Source organism: Pseudomonas sp. xss_2 (genome assembly GCF_043104195.1).
Classification (GTDB): Bacteria; Pseudomonadota; Gammaproteobacteria; order Pseudomonadales; family Pseudomonadaceae; genus Aquipseudomonas; species Aquipseudomonas urmiensis.
In genome coordinates, this window is the sequence record NZ_JBICKL010000064.1 from 93,654 (window position 1) to 109,051 (window position 15,398).

The 15,398-nt window shown below is 59.8% G+C and carries 13 protein-coding genes and 2 tRNA genes; all 15 read left to right on the forward strand.

What is annotated here, in order from left to right; translation table 11 throughout:
* Window positions 1–25 precede the first annotated feature (25 nt).
* The 15 genes from rlmE to pnp all read left to right on the forward strand — a co-directional run bounded on the left by rlmE (window position 26) and on the right by pnp (window position 15,381).
* Window positions 26–652, forward strand: coding sequence for a 23S rRNA (uridine(2552)-2'-O)-methyltransferase RlmE (gene rlmE / locus ACF8K2_RS16320; RefSeq protein ID WP_186556498.1), 627 nt, complete (start codon window positions 26–28; stop codon window positions 650–652).
* Between the two features lie 204 nt (window positions 653–856).
* Complete coding sequence (gene ftsH, locus ACF8K2_RS16325; protein ID WP_186556497.1) at window positions 857–2,764, forward strand: ATP-dependent zinc metalloprotease FtsH; 1,908 nt, start codon at window positions 857–859, stop codon at window positions 2,762–2,764.
* Window positions 2,765–2,772: 8 nt separating this feature from the next.
* Window positions 2,773–3,624: a dihydropteroate synthase gene (folP, locus tag ACF8K2_RS16330; RefSeq protein ID WP_392466023.1), complete on the forward strand. Its 852-nt coding sequence runs from the start codon at window positions 2,773–2,775 to the stop codon at window positions 3,622–3,624.
* Between the two features lie 16 nt (window positions 3,625–3,640).
* Window positions 3,641–4,981 (forward strand): phosphoglucosamine mutase, encoded by a 1,341-nt coding sequence (gene glmM / locus ACF8K2_RS16335; protein ID WP_186556495.1) that lies wholly within the window; start codon window positions 3,641–3,643, stop codon window positions 4,979–4,981.
* Between the two features lie 66 nt (window positions 4,982–5,047).
* The gene (gene tpiA, locus ACF8K2_RS16340) at window positions 5,048–5,803 is read left to right on the forward strand and encodes a triose-phosphate isomerase (RefSeq protein ID WP_392466027.1); all 756 of its coding nucleotides are present in this window, start codon (window positions 5,048–5,050) and stop codon (window positions 5,801–5,803) included.
* Between the two features lie 4 nt (window positions 5,804–5,807).
* A complete protein-coding gene (gene secG / locus ACF8K2_RS16345; protein ID WP_264236912.1) occupies window positions 5,808–6,200 on the forward strand; it encodes a preprotein translocase subunit SecG in 393 nt (130 codons plus the stop codon).
* Window positions 6,201–6,221: 21 nt separating this feature from the next.
* Window positions 6,222–6,307: transfer RNA gene (locus ACF8K2_RS16350), tRNA-Leu, on the forward strand.
* A gap of 98 nt (window positions 6,308–6,405) precedes the next feature.
* Window positions 6,406–6,482, forward strand: a tRNA-Met gene (locus ACF8K2_RS16355).
* A gap of 130 nt (window positions 6,483–6,612) precedes the next feature.
* On the forward strand, window positions 6,613–7,071 hold the full coding sequence (gene rimP, locus ACF8K2_RS16360) for a ribosome maturation factor RimP (protein ID WP_186556492.1): 459 nt from the start codon (window positions 6,613–6,615) through the stop codon (window positions 7,069–7,071).
* A gap of 59 nt (window positions 7,072–7,130) precedes the next feature.
* Window positions 7,131–8,612 (forward strand): transcription termination factor NusA, encoded by a 1,482-nt coding sequence (nusA, locus tag ACF8K2_RS16365; RefSeq protein ID WP_186556491.1) that lies wholly within the window; start codon window positions 7,131–7,133, stop codon window positions 8,610–8,612.
* A gap of 27 nt (window positions 8,613–8,639) precedes the next feature.
* A complete protein-coding gene (gene infB, locus ACF8K2_RS16370) occupies window positions 8,640–11,168 on the forward strand; it encodes a translation initiation factor IF-2 (RefSeq protein ID WP_186556490.1) in 2,529 nt (842 codons plus the stop codon).
* A gap of 117 nt (window positions 11,169–11,285) precedes the next feature.
* Entirely contained in the window at window positions 11,286–11,687 is a 402-nt protein-coding gene (gene rbfA, locus ACF8K2_RS16375) for a 30S ribosome-binding factor RbfA (RefSeq protein ID WP_186556489.1), read from the forward strand.
* 3 nt (window positions 11,688–11,690) lie between these two features.
* Complete coding sequence (truB, locus tag ACF8K2_RS16380) at window positions 11,691–12,608, forward strand: tRNA pseudouridine(55) synthase TruB (protein ID WP_392466033.1); 918 nt, start codon at window positions 11,691–11,693, stop codon at window positions 12,606–12,608.
* Window positions 12,609–12,756: 148 nt separating this feature from the next.
* Window positions 12,757–13,026: a 30S ribosomal protein S15 gene (gene rpsO / locus ACF8K2_RS16385; RefSeq protein ID WP_009404303.1), complete on the forward strand. Its 270-nt coding sequence runs from the start codon at window positions 12,757–12,759 to the stop codon at window positions 13,024–13,026.
* Between the two features lie 249 nt (window positions 13,027–13,275).
* Complete coding sequence (pnp, locus tag ACF8K2_RS16390) at window positions 13,276–15,381, forward strand: polyribonucleotide nucleotidyltransferase (protein WP_392466036.1); 2,106 nt, start codon at window positions 13,276–13,278, stop codon at window positions 15,379–15,381.
* The last annotated feature ends 17 nt before the right edge of the window (window positions 15,382–15,398 follow it).

Below are 15,398 nucleotides of genomic sequence, written 5' to 3' on the forward strand. Positions count from 1 at the left end.
ACGACGCTAATCATCGAGGTGCCCCGTGGTACAGCGTTCTAAAAGCAGCCATAACTGGCTGAGAGAGCATTTCAACGATCCTTTCGTCAAGCAGGCGCAGAAGGATGGCTATCGCTCGCGTGCGAGCTACAAACTGCTGGAGATCCAGGAAAAGGACAAGTTGATCCGTCCTGGCATGAGCGTAATCGACCTGGGCGCGGCCCCGGGTGGCTGGTCGCAGGTGACCAGTCGTCTGATTGGTGGCCAAGGTCGGTTGATCGCCTCCGACATCCTGGAAATGGACTCGATCCCGGATGTCACCTTCATTCAGGGCGACTTCACCGAGGACGCGGTGCTGCAAAGCATCCTTGAAGCGGTCGGCAATTCACACGTGGACCTTGTGATTTCCGATATGGCCCCCAATATGAGTGGTACGCCTGAGGTGGACATGCCGCGGGCCATGTTCCTCTGCGAGTTGGCACTGGACCTGGCGACCCGGGTTCTGCGTCCAGGCGGAGATTTCCTGATCAAGATCTTCCAGGGCGAAGGTTTTGATGTGTACCTCAAGGACGTGCGCAGCAAGTTCGACAAGGTGCAGATGCGCAAGCCGTCCTCCTCGCGGGATCGATCCCGTGAGCAATACCTGCTCGGCAGGGGCTTCAAAGGGGCGTGAAATGGCACTTGGCGTGGTGGGTGATAGTTAATTCCAATCAGCCGCCGCGTCAGGATTGTCCGAACTTCGTGTAGTCTAGGTTTCACAAAGGGTTACAGACGGCACCTGCGGATGCGTGGGTAATGTAGTAAGTTAGGGCGGTGAATATCATGCGAGGCACGGCTGCGTCGTGCGCCGACCTCAGAGGGTAGCTAATTGAACGACATGGCAAAGAATCTGATCCTGTGGTTGATCATCGCGGCCGTCCTGGTGACGGTGATGAACAACTTCTCCAGCCCGAACGAGCCGCAAACCCTCAACTACTCTGACTTCATCCAGCAGGTCAAAGACGGTAAGGTCGAGCGAGTCACGGTCGACGGTGCCGTCATTACCGGCAAGCGCACCGATGGCGACAACTTCAAGACCGTACGTCCGGCCATCGCCGACAACGGCCTGATTGGCGACCTGGTCAACAACAATGTTGTTGTCGAAGGTAAGCAGCCTGAACAGCAAAGCATCTGGACCCAACTGCTGGTAGCCAGCTTCCCGATCCTGGTGATCATCGCGGTGTTCATGTTCTTCATGCGCCAGATGCAGGGCGGTGCGGGCGGCAAGGGCGGGCCGATGAGCTTCGGCAAGAGCAAGGCGCGCCTGCTTTCCGAAGACCAGGTCAAGACTACCTTGGCTGACGTCGCCGGTTGCGACGAGGCCAAGGAAGAAGTTGGCGAACTGGTCGAGTTCCTGCGCGATCCGGGCAAATTCCAGCGTTTGGGCGGTCGTATTCCACGCGGCGTGCTGATGGTTGGCCCGCCAGGTACCGGTAAGACCCTGCTGGCCAAGGCTATCGCCGGTGAAGCGAAGGTGCCGTTCTTCACTATTTCCGGTTCCGACTTCGTCGAAATGTTCGTGGGTGTTGGCGCAAGCCGCGTTCGTGACATGTTCGAGCAGGCCAAGAAGCACGCGCCGTGCATCATCTTCATCGATGAAATCGACGCCGTCGGTCGCCACCGTGGCGCCGGCATGGGCGGCGGTCACGACGAGCGCGAGCAGACCCTCAACCAATTGCTGGTCGAGATGGACGGCTTCGAGATGAACGATGGCATCATCGTTATCGCTGCCACCAACCGTCCAGACGTGCTCGACCCGGCGCTACTGCGTCCTGGTCGCTTTGACCGCCAGGTGGTGGTAGGGCTGCCGGATATCCGTGGTCGCGAGCAGATCCTCAAAGTGCATATGCGCAAGGTGCCGATTGGCGAGAACGTCAACCCTGCCGTTATTGCACGTGGTACTCCGGGCTTCTCCGGTGCCGACCTGGCCAACCTGGTCAACGAAGCGTCGCTGTTCGCTGCTCGTTCGAGCAAGCGGGTAGTTGAAATGAAGGAGTTCGAGCTGGCCAAAGACAAGATCATGATGGGCGCCGAGCGCAAATCCATGGTCATGTCCGAGAAGGAAAAGCAGAACACCGCTTACCACGAAGCAGGTCACGCCATCGTTGGTCGTGTCGTGCCTGAGCATGACCCGGTCTATAAGGTCTCGATCATTCCACGTGGCCGTGCGCTGGGTGTGACCATGTTCCTGCCTGAGGAAGACCGTTACAGTCTGTCCAAGCGTGCGCTGATCAGCCAGATCTGCTCGCTGTACGGCGGCCGTATCGCCGAAGAAATGACCCTGGGCTTCGATGGCGTCACCACTGGTGCCTCCAACGACATCATGCGTGCCAGCCAGATTGCGCGGAACATGGTCACCAAGTGGGGCCTGTCCGAGAAGTTGGGCCCGCTGATGTATGCCGAGGAAGAAGGCGAGGTGTTCCTGGGTCGCAGTGCAGGTTCCCAGCACGCCAGCGTGTCGGGCGAAACCGCCAAGCTGATCGACTCCGAGGTGCGCAGCATCATCGACCAGTGCTATGCCACGGCCAAGCAGATTCTCACCGAGAACCGCGACAAGCTTGACGCAATGGCCGAAGCCCTGATGAAGTACGAAACCATCGATGCCGACCAGATCGACGACATCATGGCCGGTCGTACACCACGCGAGCCTCGTGACTGGGATAACGATGCCGGCACCTCCGGCAACCAGGCTTCCCAGGGTGATCGACCGGAGTCGCCGATCGGCGGTCCTGCGGCTCAACACTAAGGGTTATCATGACCTCACAGCTGTACCCGACCCGGTTGCCTTGCGGCAACCGGGTTCTTGATTTGTCCCGTACCCATGTCATGGGTATTCTCAATATCACCCCTGATTCCTTCTCCGACGGTGGCCGTTTCAGCCAGCGCGATGAAGCCCTGCGCCATGCCGAAGCCATGGTCGCGGCAGGTGCCACCTTGATCGACATCGGCGGCGAGTCCACTCGTCCAGGTGCCCGGGCAGTGTCTGTCACCGAGGAGCTCGAGCGCGTGGCGCCGATGGTCGAGGCGATCAACAGTCGCCTGGATGTGGTTATCTCGGTCGATACCTCTACCCCAGCAGTGATGCGCGAGTCGGCCCGTCTGGGCGCTGGCCTGATCAACGACGTGCGCGCGCTGGAGCGCGATGGTGCGTTGGACGCCGCCGCGGCGACCGGCTTGCCGGTGTGCTTGATGCACATGCGCGGTGACCCGGATAACATGCAGGACAACCCCCACTACGACGATGTCACCGTCGACGTGACGCGCTATCTTGAACAGCGTATGGCGGCCTGCGTGGCGGCCGGAATCAGCGCCGAGCAGATCGTCCTCGACCCGGGCTTTGGTTTTGCCAAGACCCTCGAGCACAACCTGAGCCTGTTCAAGCACATGGAGGCGCTCTATCGCCTCGGTCGCCCGCTGTTGGTGGGCGTGTCGCGCAAGAGCATGATCGGCCTGACCCTGGATCGTCCGGTCGGTGATCGGTTGTATGGCAGCTTGGCCCTGGCAGCCCTGGCCATGACCAAGGGTGCAAGCATCCTGCGTGTGCACGATGTGGCTGAGACAGTCGATGTGGTGCGCATGATCGCCGCCGTGCAGAACGCCGAATAAGAACACTGGAGTTCCTATGAGCAGAAAATACTTTGGTACCGATGGTATCCGTGGCCGCGTTGGCGAATATCCGATTACTCCGGACTTCATGCTCAAGCTGGGCTGGGCGGCAGGCATGGCCTTCCGCAAGCAGGGTGCTTGCCGGGTGTTGGTGGGCAAGGACACGCGGATTTCTGGCTACATGTTCGAATCTGCGCTGGAGGCCGGTTTGTCTGCGGCCGGTGCCGATGTGATGTTGCTCGGGCCGATGCCAACTCCGGCGATCGCCTACCTGACTCGCACCTTCCACGCCGAGGCGGGGATCGTTATCAGTGCTTCGCATAATCCTCATGATGACAACGGCATCAAGTTCTTCTCCGGTCAGGGCACCAAGTTGCCCGACGAAGTCGAGATGATGATCGAGGAGCTCCTCGACCAGCCGATGAATGTGGTCGAATCGAGCAAGCTGGGCAAAGTTTCCCGGATCAACGATGCCGCGGGTCGCTACATCGAGTTCTGCAAGAGCAGCGTCCCGAGCAGCACCAGCTTCGAAGGTCTGAAGCTGGTGATCGATTGTGCTCACGGTGCTACCTACAAAGTCGCGCCAAGCGTGTTCCGCGAGTTGGGCGCCGATGTCACGGTGCTGCACGCACAGCCCGATGGCCTGAACATCAACCTGAACTGTGGCTCGACCCATATCGAGTCGCTGCAGGCTGCGGTGTTGGTCGGTCATGCCGATTTGGGCATCGCCTTCGATGGTGATGGCGATCGGGTGCTGATGGTTGACCATACCGGCGCTATCGTCGATGGCGACGAACTGCTGTTCATCATCGCCAGGGACCTGCAGGAGCGCGACAAGCTGCAGGGTGGGGTGGTAGGTACCCTGATGAGCAACTTGGGTCTGGAACTGGCCTTCAAGGAGCTTGATATCCCCTTCGTGCGCGCCAAGGTTGGCGACCGCTACGTGATGGCCGAGCTGATCGAGCGTGAGTGGATCCTCGGTGGGGAAAACTCCGGGCACGTGGTGTGCTGTAACCACACCAGCACCGGTGATGCGATCATTGCCGCGCTGCAGGTGCTGATGGCGCTCAAGCGTCGTGGCGAGAACCTCGCCCAGGCGCGTCAGGCGGTGCGCAAGTGCCCTCAGGTGCTGATCAATGTGCGCTATGGTGCCGGTGCCGACGATCCGTTGGAAAACCCTGCGGTGAAAGAAGCCAGTGCCAAGGCTACTGAGGCGATGGCCGGTCGCGGCCGGGTGCTGCTGCGCAAGTCCGGCACCGAGCCGCTGGTGCGGGTGATGGTCGAAGGCGATGATGAACATCAGGTCCGTGGCCATGCCGAAGCCTTGGCCAAGCTGGTTGCCGAAGTTTGTGCGTGAAAGACCCTTGCCAGCGCAGTTCGGGTTGGGTAAGATCTGCGCCCACTTTGACCGACGAGGTAAAGCATGCGTCGCCCCATGGTAGCTGGTAACTGGAAGATGCACGGTACCCGCGCCAGCGTCGCTGAGCTGACCCAGGGCTTGGGCAATCTGTCCCTGCCGAGCGGTGTAGAAGTTGCGGTTTTTCCTCCCACCTTGTTCATCAATCACGTGATTGATGGGTTGGCTGGTAAAGGAATTATCGTTGGAGCACAGAATTCTGCTGTACAGTCCGAACAGGGCGCGCTGACCGGCGAAGTTGCACCGAGTCAGTTGGCTGAAGTGGGTTGCAAGTTGGTGCTGGTCGGGCACTCTGAGCGTCGCCAAATCATTGGTGAAAGCGATGAAGTGCTCAACCGCAAGTTTGCAGCCGCTCAGGCAAGTGGTTTAACGCCAGTGCTTTGCGTAGGGGAAACCCTCGAAGAGCGTGAGGCAGGCAAGACGCTCGAAGTTGTAGGGCGTCAACTAAGCAGTATCATCGATGAGTTCGGTGTTAAGGCTTTTGCCAATGCTGTAATCGCCTATGAGCCTGTATGGGCCATTGGTACGGGTTTGACGGCCTCGCCTCAACAGGCTCAGGATGTGCATGCTGCCATCCGTAAGCAGTTGGCGGCAGAGAACGCCGAAGTTGCCGAGCATGTGCAGCTTCTCTACGGCGGCAGCGTGAAGGCGGCCAATGCGGCCGAACTGTTCGGCATGCCGGATATCGATGGGGGGCTCATTGGTGGAGCGTCCCTGAACGCAGACGAATTCGGTGCAATTTGTCGCGCCGCAGGAAACTGAACAAATGATGGAAACAGTCGTAGTTGTTTTTCATCTGTTGGCTGCACTGGCACTGGTAGTGCTGGTATTGCTGCAACAGGGTAAAGGTGCGGAAGCAGGTGCATCTTTCGGCGCAGGTGCTTCTAATACTGTGTTCGGAAGCCAAGGTTCTGCTACCTTCCTGAGTAAATTTACTGCTATACTCGCTGCCACTTTCTTTTTAACTGCACTTGGGTTAGGATACTTCGCGAAAGAGCAAGCTCACCAGCTGACTCAAGCAGGTCTGCCAGATCCAGCAGTTTTGGAAGTTAAAGAGCAGAAGCCGGCAGTAAATGATGATGTACCGGTGCTCCAGGAGCAGAAGAGCGAAACCACCAACACTGGTGATGTACCTCCTCCGAGCCAAGAGCAGAAGTAACGGGTTTCAAGAAGTAGTATTGCCGAGGTGGTGGAATTGGTAGACACGCAACCTTGAGGTGGTTGTGCCCATAGGGTGTAGGGGTTCGAGTCCCCTTCTCGGTACCAATTGAAGCAAGAGAGCCCGCTTTAGCGGGCTTTCTTGTAGGTGGAGGTCGGATTGACCCAGTAGCGGGTTCAGTCTTATACTTTCGCCCCAGCTTTGTCGCGGGGTGGAGCAGCTTGGTAGCTCGTCGGGCTCATAACCCGAAGGTCGTTGGTTCAAATCCAGCCCCCGCAACCAGCTTCAGCGGAGCCCCTTTTCAGGGGCTTTTTGCTAGCCGAACAGTTTTAGGCGTCGTTGTCCAACGGCGCTTTCAGGGATGGGCGCTTTGCCCATTTTTTATTTGCACAGCATGCACGAGGGGGTTCAGGTGTCGAGCAAGCTAGAACAGTTGCAGGCCTTGTTGGCCCCGGTTGTCGAGGGTCTGGGCTATCAGTGCTGGGGGATCGAGTTCATCTCCCAGGGCAAGCATTCGGTGCTGCGTATCTACATCGACAAGGAAGGCGGAATCCTGGTGGACGACTGCGAAGCAGTCAGCCGACAGGCCAGCGCGATCCTCGATGTGGAAGATCCGATTACTTCCGAATACACCCTTGAAGTGTCCTCTCCTGGCATGGATCGCCCGCTGTTCACGCTTGAACAGTTTGCCTCGCATGCCGGCGAGCAAGTGAAGATCAAGCTGCGTTCACCCTTCGAGGGTCGTCGTAACTTCCAGGGCCTTCTCCGCGGCGTGGAGGAGCAGGATGTGGTCGTCCAGGTAGACGATCAAGAGTTCCTGTTGCCGATCGACTCGATCGACAAGGCCAATATTATTCCCAGTTTTGACTGAGACGTGCCGGACCCGGCGGACTATCCGGGCCCAATGGCTTGCGCAAGGCGAGGCGTACGATGAGCAAAGAAGTACTGCTGGTTGTTGAATCGGTATCCAACGAAAAGGGTGTACCGCCCGGCGTCATTTTCGAGGCGCTGGAAGTGGCTCTGGCCACTGCAACCAAAAAACGTTTTGAGGACGAAGTCGACCTGCGTGTGGAAATCAACCGCCACACCGGTAGCTACGAGACCTTCCGTCGCTGGACCGTGGTCGACGAAGCCGATCTTGATGATCCGGCGATCGAGACCTGGTTGGACAAGATTCACGAGACCCACCCTGAAGCCAAGGTCGGTGACGTGATCGAAGAGAAGATCGAGTCTATCGAATTCGGTCGCATCGCCGCTCAGACCGCTAAGCAGGTCATCGTGCAGAAGGTCCGCGAGGCCGAGCGTGCGCAAGTGGTCGACGCTTACCGCGAACGTGTTGGCGAGATCATCTCCGGCACCGTGAAGAAGGTCACCCGCGACAACGTCATCGTCGACCTGGGCAACAACGCCGAGGCGTTGCTGGCTCGCGAAGACATCATTCCACGCGAGACTTTCCGGGTTGGCGTGCGCCTGCGTGCGCTGCTCAAGGAAATCCGCACTGAGAACCGCGGTCCGCAGCTGATCCTGTCGCGTACCGCGCCGCAGATGCTGATCGAACTGTTCCGCATCGAAGTGCCGGAAATCGCCGAAGGCCTCATCGAGGTCATGGCCGCTTCCCGTGATCCGGGTTCGCGCGCCAAGATCGCCGTTCGCTCCAAGGACAAACGCATCGACCCGCAAGGCGCCTGCATCGGCATGCGTGGTTCGCGTGTCCAGGCGGTGTCCGGCGAGTTGGGCGGTGAGCGTGTGGATATCGTCCTGTGGGACGAGAACCCCGCGCAATTTGTCATCAACGCCATGTCGCCGGCTGAAGTCGCGGCGATCATCGTTGATGAGGATGCCCACGCCATGGATATCGCCGTGGCCGAGGACAACCTGGCCCAGGCCATCGGTCGTGGTGGTCAGAACGTTCGCCTGGCAAGCCAGCTCACCGGCTGGACCCTGAACGTGATGACCGAGAAGGACATCCAGGCCAAGCAGCAAGCCGAGACTGGCGACATCCTGCGCAACTTCATCGACGAGCTGGAAGTCGACGAAGAGCTCGCCCAGGTGCTGGTCGACGAAGGCTTCACCAGCCTGGAAGAAATTGCCTACGTACCGTTGGAAGAAATGCTCAACATCGATGGCTTCGACGAGGATATCGTCAACGAGCTGCGCGCTCGTGCCAAGGACCGCCTGTTGACCAAAGCCATCGCTACCGAGGAAAAACTGGCAGACGCCCATCCGGCCGAAGACCTGCTCTCGCTTGAGGGTATGGACAAGGACCTGGCGGCCGAACTGGCGGTGCGCGGCGTGGTTACCCGCGAAGACCTGGCCGAGCAGTCGATTGACGACCTGCTCGACATCGACGGCATCGACGAAGAGCGTGCCGGCAAGTTGATCATGGCCGCCCGAGCCCACTGGTTCGAGTAATTAGGCGCGGCCTGAGGAGAGAAGTGCATGACGCAAGTCACGGTGAAAGAATTGGCCCAAGAGGTCGCTGCACCGGTTGAGCGCCTGCTGCAGCAGATGCGTGAGGCAGGTCTGCCGCACACCGACGCCGGTCAGGTAGTGACCGACAATGAGAAGCAGGCTTTGCTGGCTCATCTGAAGAGCAGCCACAAGGCAAAAGTGGAAGAGCCGCGCAAGATCACCTTGCAGCGCAAAACCACCAGCACCCTGCGTGTCGCCGGTAGCAAGAGCATCAGCGTAGAAGTACGCAAGAAGAAAGTTTTCGTTCAGCGCAGCCCGGAAGAGATCCAGGCTGAGCAGAACCGCGAGCTGGAAGAGCGCCGCGCCGCTGAAAACGCTGCACGCGACAAGGCTAACGCCGAAGCGCGTCAGCGCGCCGAGGAGCAATCCCGTCGCGAAGCGCCACAAGCCGCTGTTGCCAGCAAGCCTGAGGCCGCGCCTGCCGCTGCCCCGGTGGCTGCTGCCCCAGCTGCGGCCCAGGAGCCTGTGAGCGAAGAAGCCGCAGTCCGCGCAGCCGAGCGCAAGAAAGAAGAAGCGCGTCGCACCGAAAACCGCACCCGCGATGAAGATCGTCGTGGCGGTCGTGGTGAAGCGCCGCGCGTCTCGATCAAGGTCAAGGTCAAGGAGAAAGAAAAAGCTCCGACGCCTCGTGCCGCTCCGCGTACCACCGAAGAAGAAAGCGATGGCTTCCGTCGCGGTGGCCGTGGCAAGGGCAAGCTGAAAAAGCGCAACGCGCATGGCTTCCAGAGCCCGACCGGTCCAGTCATCCGTGACGTGACCATCGGCGAGACCATCACGGTTTCCGACCTGGCCAACCAGATGTCCGTCAAGGGCGCTGAAGTGGTCAAGTTCATGTTCAAGATGGGTACTCCGGTCACCATCAACCAGGTGCTCGATCAGGAGACCGCTCAGCTGGTCGCCGAAGAGCTCGGCCACAAGGTCACCCTGGTCAGCGACACTGCCCTGGAAGATTCCCTGGCCGAATCGCTGAAGTTCGAAGGTGAGAGCGTACCGCGTGCTCCGGTTGTGACCGTCATGGGTCACGTTGACCACGGTAAGACCTCGCTGCTCGACTACATTCGTCGTGCCAAGGTTGCCGCTGGCGAAGCCGGTGGTATCACCCAGCACATCGGTGCTTACCACGTCGAAACCGACCGCGGTATGGTCACCTTCCTCGACACCCCAGGTCACGCTGCGTTTACCCAGATGCGTGCCCGTGGTGCCAAGGCGACCGACATCGTCATCCTGGTGGTGGCGGCGGACGACGGCGTGATGCCGCAAACCCGCGAAGCCGTTCAGCATGCCAAGGCAGCTGGCGTTCCGCTGGTCGTTGCAGTGAACAAGATCGACAAGCCGGGTGCCGACCTCGATCGCATTCGTAACGAGCTGTCCGTCGAAGGCGTGACCTCCGAGGACTGGGGTGGTGACACTCCATTCGTCAAGGTTTCGGCGAAGATGGGTACCGGTGTCGACGAGCTGCTCGAAGCCGTACTGCTGCAAGCCGAGATCCTCGAGCTCAAGGCCACCCCAACCGCGCCTGGCCGTGGTGTCGTGGTCGAATCGCGCCTGGACAAGGGCCGCGGCCCAGTTGCCACCATCCTGGTTCAGGACGGTACGCTGCGTCAGGGCGACATGGTCCTGTGCGGTTCGAACTATGGCCGCGTTCGCGCCATGCTCGACGAGAACGGCAAGCCTGTGAAAGAAGCCGGTCCGGCCATTCCAGTCGAGATCCTCGGCCTGGACGGCACGCCGGAAGCCGGTGACGAGCTGTCGGTAGTGGCTGACGAGAAGAAGGCCCGTGAGGTCGCTCTGTTCCGTCAAGGCAAGTACCGTGAGGTCAAGCTGGCCCGTGCTCACGCTGGCAAGCTGGAAAACATCTTCGAGACCATGGGTCAAGAAGAGAAGAAGACCCTCAACATCGTCCTCAAGACCGATGTTCGTGGTTCTCTCGAAGCGCTGCAGGGCTCGCTCGGCGGCCTGGGCAACGACGAAGTGCAGGTGCGCGTGATTGGTGGTGGCGTCGGTGGTATCACCGAGAGCGACGCCAACCTGGCCCTGGCGTCCAACGCGGTGCTGTTCGGCTTCAACGTGCGTGCCGATGCCGGTGCACGGAAGATCGTCGAGCAGGAAGGTCTGGATATGCGTTACTACAACGTGATCTACGACATCATCGAAGACGTCAAGAAAGCCCTGACCGGCATGCTCGGCAGCGATGTTCGCGAGAACATCCTGGGCGTCGCCGAAGTGCGTGACGTGTTCCGTTCGCCGAAGTTCGGCGCCATCGCTGGCTGTATGGTCATCGAGGGTACCGTTCACCGCAACCGTCCAATCCGCGTTCTGCGCGAGGACGTGGTGATCTTCGAAGGCGAGCTGGAATCGCTGCGTCGCTTCAAGGACGACGCGGCCGAAGTCCGCTCGGGCATGGAGTGCGGTATTGGCGTCAAGAGCTACAACGACGTCAAGGTCGGCGACAAGATCGAAGTCTTCGAGAAAGTCCAGGTGGCTCGTACCCTGTAAGGGTCGAGCTGGCAGAAGCCCCGCCCCAGGGCGGTTGGCAACGCCTCTGCAGGTAGCGCCCGGTCCGGCTTCAAGCCTGGCCGGGCGTTTGCCGCTTTAAGTTACAGGTAGCAAAGAATGGCAAAAGAATATAGCCGTACCCAACGCATTGGCGATCAGATGCAGCGTGAGCTGGCCGAGCTGATCCGCCGTGAAGTCAAAGACCCGCGCGTCGGCCTGGTGACCATCACCGCCGTCGACGTCAGCCGTGACCTGGGCCATGCCAAGGTGTTCATCACAGTCATGGGCCAGGAAGATGCCCCCGACGCGATCAAACAGTCGGTCAAGGCGCTGAACAGCGCCGCCAGCTTCCTGCGCCTGCACCTGGGGCGCTCGATGCAACTGCGCAGCGTGCCGCAACTGCATTTCCATTTCGATGAAAGCGTCAGCCGCGGTGTGCACCTGTCGGCACTGATCGAGCGTGCAGTGGCTGAAGACCGTCTGCATCAGGGTTCCAACGAGCCGGACACCAAGGAGTAACGGGTGGCCCAGGTCAAACGAATCCGCCGCAACGTCAGCGGCATCATCCTGCTCGACAAGCCATTGGGGTTCACCTCCAACGCCGCCTTGCAGAAGGTCCGCTGGTTGCTCAATGCCGAGAAGGCCGGCCATACCGGTAGTCTCGATCCCCTGGCCACCGGCGTGTTGCCGCTGTGCTTCGGTGAAGCGACCAAGTTCTCCCAATACCTGCTCGATTCCGATAAAGGTTACGAGACGGTCATGCAGTTGGGGCAGACTACCAATACCGCCGATGCCGAAGGCGAAGTCTTGCAGACTCGCGAGGTGACCGTTGGTCGCGCCGATATCGAGGCCTTGTTGCCACGTTTTCGCGGCCCGATCAGCCAGATCCCGCCGATGTACTCGGCGCTCAAGCGTGACGGTCAACCGTTGTACAAATTGGCCCGTGCAGGAGAGGTAGTGGAGCGCGAGGCGCGTTCTGTTACTATTAACCGCTTGGAGCTGCTCGAGTGCGAAGGCACCCGTGCGCGCCTGTCGGTTGGTTGCAGCAAAGGCACCTATATCCGCACCCTGGTGGAGGATATCGGTGAGGCGCTGGGCTGTGGTGCCTATGTCGCCGAGCTGCGTCGAACCCAGGCTGGCCCCTTCGAGCTGGCACAGACCGTGACCCTCGAGGAGCTCGAACAAGCCCATGCCGAAGGTGGCAATGAAGCGCTAGATCGCTTCCTGATGCCGTCCGATAGCGGGTTGCAGGACTGGCCGCTGGTGCATCTATCCGAGCACAGTGCGTTCTACTGGCTGCATGGCCAGGCAGTACGTGCGCCGGATGCGCCGCAGTTCGGCATGGTCCGGGTACAAGATAACAATGGTCGCTTCATCGGTATCGGTGAAGTGAGCGAAGACGGGCGCATTGCGCCGCGTCGCTTGATTCGGTCGGAATGACCGATACCAGCTGCGTAAGCCTCGGCTGACACAGGTGGATACGAGGATGGCTGTCAGTAGGCACGGTCACACCTCTTTTTATTAATACAGGGTTCGTCCCTGGCCTATTGGACCCCGCTTGCGGGATCCGTTTATCTGGAGATGCCAAATGGCCCTCAGCGTTGAAGAAAAAGCTCAAATCGTTGCCGACTATCAGCAAGCCGCCGGCGACACCGGTAGCCCGGAAGTGCAGGTTGCTCTGCTGACCGCCAACATCAACAAACTGCAAGGCCACTTCAAGGCCAACGGTAAAGACCACCACTCGCGTCGTGGCCTGATCCGTATGGTTAACCAGCGTCGTAAGCTGCTGGACTACCTGAAGGGCAAAGACACCACTCGTTACAGCGCCCTGATCGGTCGTCTGGGTCTGCGTCGCTAATAGCGGCCTGGCCAGTGGTGTGCATGGCGTGTCGCATTCTTCGGCAGTGCTGCTTGGCAGCGCTACCGTCGGACACGCTACGCGTATCTTCGAGGTTGGCAGCCTGGCATCGCTGAGCGGTTTATCCGCCCAGCAGCCAGGCTCCCAGCCTCGATTTGTATCTGGACGGTCAATGGGGCCGATTCCCCGTTCTGCCCAAGAATTCGTAAGAAACCAGTTCCCCCAGAGCCACTGAAAAGGTAGGAAACCGTGAACCCGGTAATCAAGAAATTCCAGTTCGGTCAATCGACCGTTACGCTCGAAACCGGCCGCATTGCCCGTCAGGCATCCGGCGCCGTGCTCGTCACCGTCGACAACGACGTCACCGTTCTGGTGACCGTGGTCGGTGCCAAGCAAGCTGATCCAGGCAAGGGTTTCTTCCCGCTGTCTGTTCACTACCAGGAAAAGACCTACGCCGCGGGCAAGATCCCAGGTGGTTTCTTCAAGCGTGAAGGCCGTCCTTCCGAGAAAGAGACCCTGACCTCGCGCCTGATCGACCGTCCGATCCGTCCGCTGTTCCCAGAAGGCTTCATGAACGAAGTGCAGGTTGTCTGCACCGTCGTCTCCACCAGCAAGAAGACCGATCCGGACATCGCTGCGATGATCGGTACCTCGGCTGCCCTGGCGATCTCCGGCATTCCATTCGAAGGCCCGATCGGCGCCGCCCGTGTTGCTTTCCATGAGAGCACCGGCTACCTGCTCAACCCAACCTACGAGCAACTGGCCGCTTCGAGCCTGGACATGGTCGTCGCCGGTACTGCCGACGCTGTCTTGATGGTTGAATCGGAAGCCAAAGAGCTGACCGAAGACCAGATGCTGGGCGCTGTGCTGTTCGCCCACGATGAGTTCCAGGCCGTTATCCAGGCTGTCAAAGAGCTGGCTGCCGAAGCTGCCAAGCCGACTTGGGACTGGAAACCTGCCGTTGCCAACACCGAGCTGCTCAACGCTATCCGCGCTGAGTTCGGCGACGCCGTTTCCCAGGGCTACACCATCACCGTCAAGGCCGACCGTTATGCGCGCCTGGGCGAGCTGCGCGATCAAGCGATCGCCAAGTTCTCCGGCGAAGAAGGCCAGCCTTCTGCCTCCGAAGTCAAAGAAATCTTCGGTGAGATCGAGTACCGCACCGTTCGCGAAAACATCGTTAACGGCAAGCCACGTATCGACGGTCGCGACACCAAGACTGTACGTCCGCTGAACATCGAAGTCGGCGTTCTGCCAAAGACTCACGGTTCGGCCCTGTTCACCCGTGGCGAAACCCAGGCCCTGGTCGTTGCGACCCTGGGTACTGCCCGTGACGCCCAGTTGCTGGACACCCTCGAAGGCGAGAAGAAAGACCCCTTCATGCTGCACTACAACTTCCCACCGTTCTCGGTAGGTGAGTGTGGTCGTATGGGCGGTGCTGGCCGTCGCGAAATCGGCCACGGCCGTCTGGCCCGTCGTTCGGTTCAGGCCATGCTGCCTGCTGCTGACGTGTTCCCGTACACCATCCGTGTCGTTTCGGAAATCACCGAATCCAACGGCTCGAGCTCCATGGCTTCGGTCTGCGGCGCTTCGCTGGCCCTGATGGACGCTGGTGTACCGATGAAGGCGCCGGTTGCCGGTATCGCCATGGGGCTGGTCAAGGAAGGCGAGAAGTTCGCCATCCTCACCGACATCCTCGGTGACGAAGACCACCTGGGCGACATGGACTTCAAGGTAGCCGGTACCGCCAAAGGTGTTACCGCGCTGCAGATGGACATCAAGATCAACGGCATCACCGAAGAGATCATGGAAATCGCCCTGGGCCAGGCCCTGGAAGCGCGCCTGAACATCCTCGGCCAGATGAACCAGATCATCGGTCAATCGCGTACCGAGCTGTCGGCCAACGCTCCGACCATGATCGCGATGAAGATCGACACCGACAAGATCCGCGACGTGATCGGCAAAGGTGGCGCGACCATCCGTGCCATCTGCGAAGAGACCAAGGCTTCGATCGACATCGAAGACGACGGCTCGATCAAGATCTTCGGCGAAACCAAGGAAGCGGCTGAGGCAGCACGCCAGCGCGTTCTGGGTATCACCGCTGAGGCCGAGATCGGCAAGATCTATGTGGGTAAGGTTGAGCGCATCGTCGACTTCGGCGCGTTCGTCAACATCCTGCCTGGCAAAGACGGCCTGGTGCACATCTCGATGCTCAGCGATGCGCGTGTCGAGAAAGTCACCGACGTGCTGAAAGAAGGTCAGGAAGTTGAAGTACTGGTACTGGACGTGGACAACCGCGGCCGTATCAAGCTGTCGATCAAAGACGTTGCCGCGGCCAAGGCTTCGGGCGTTTAACAGCACAGCTGTAGCGT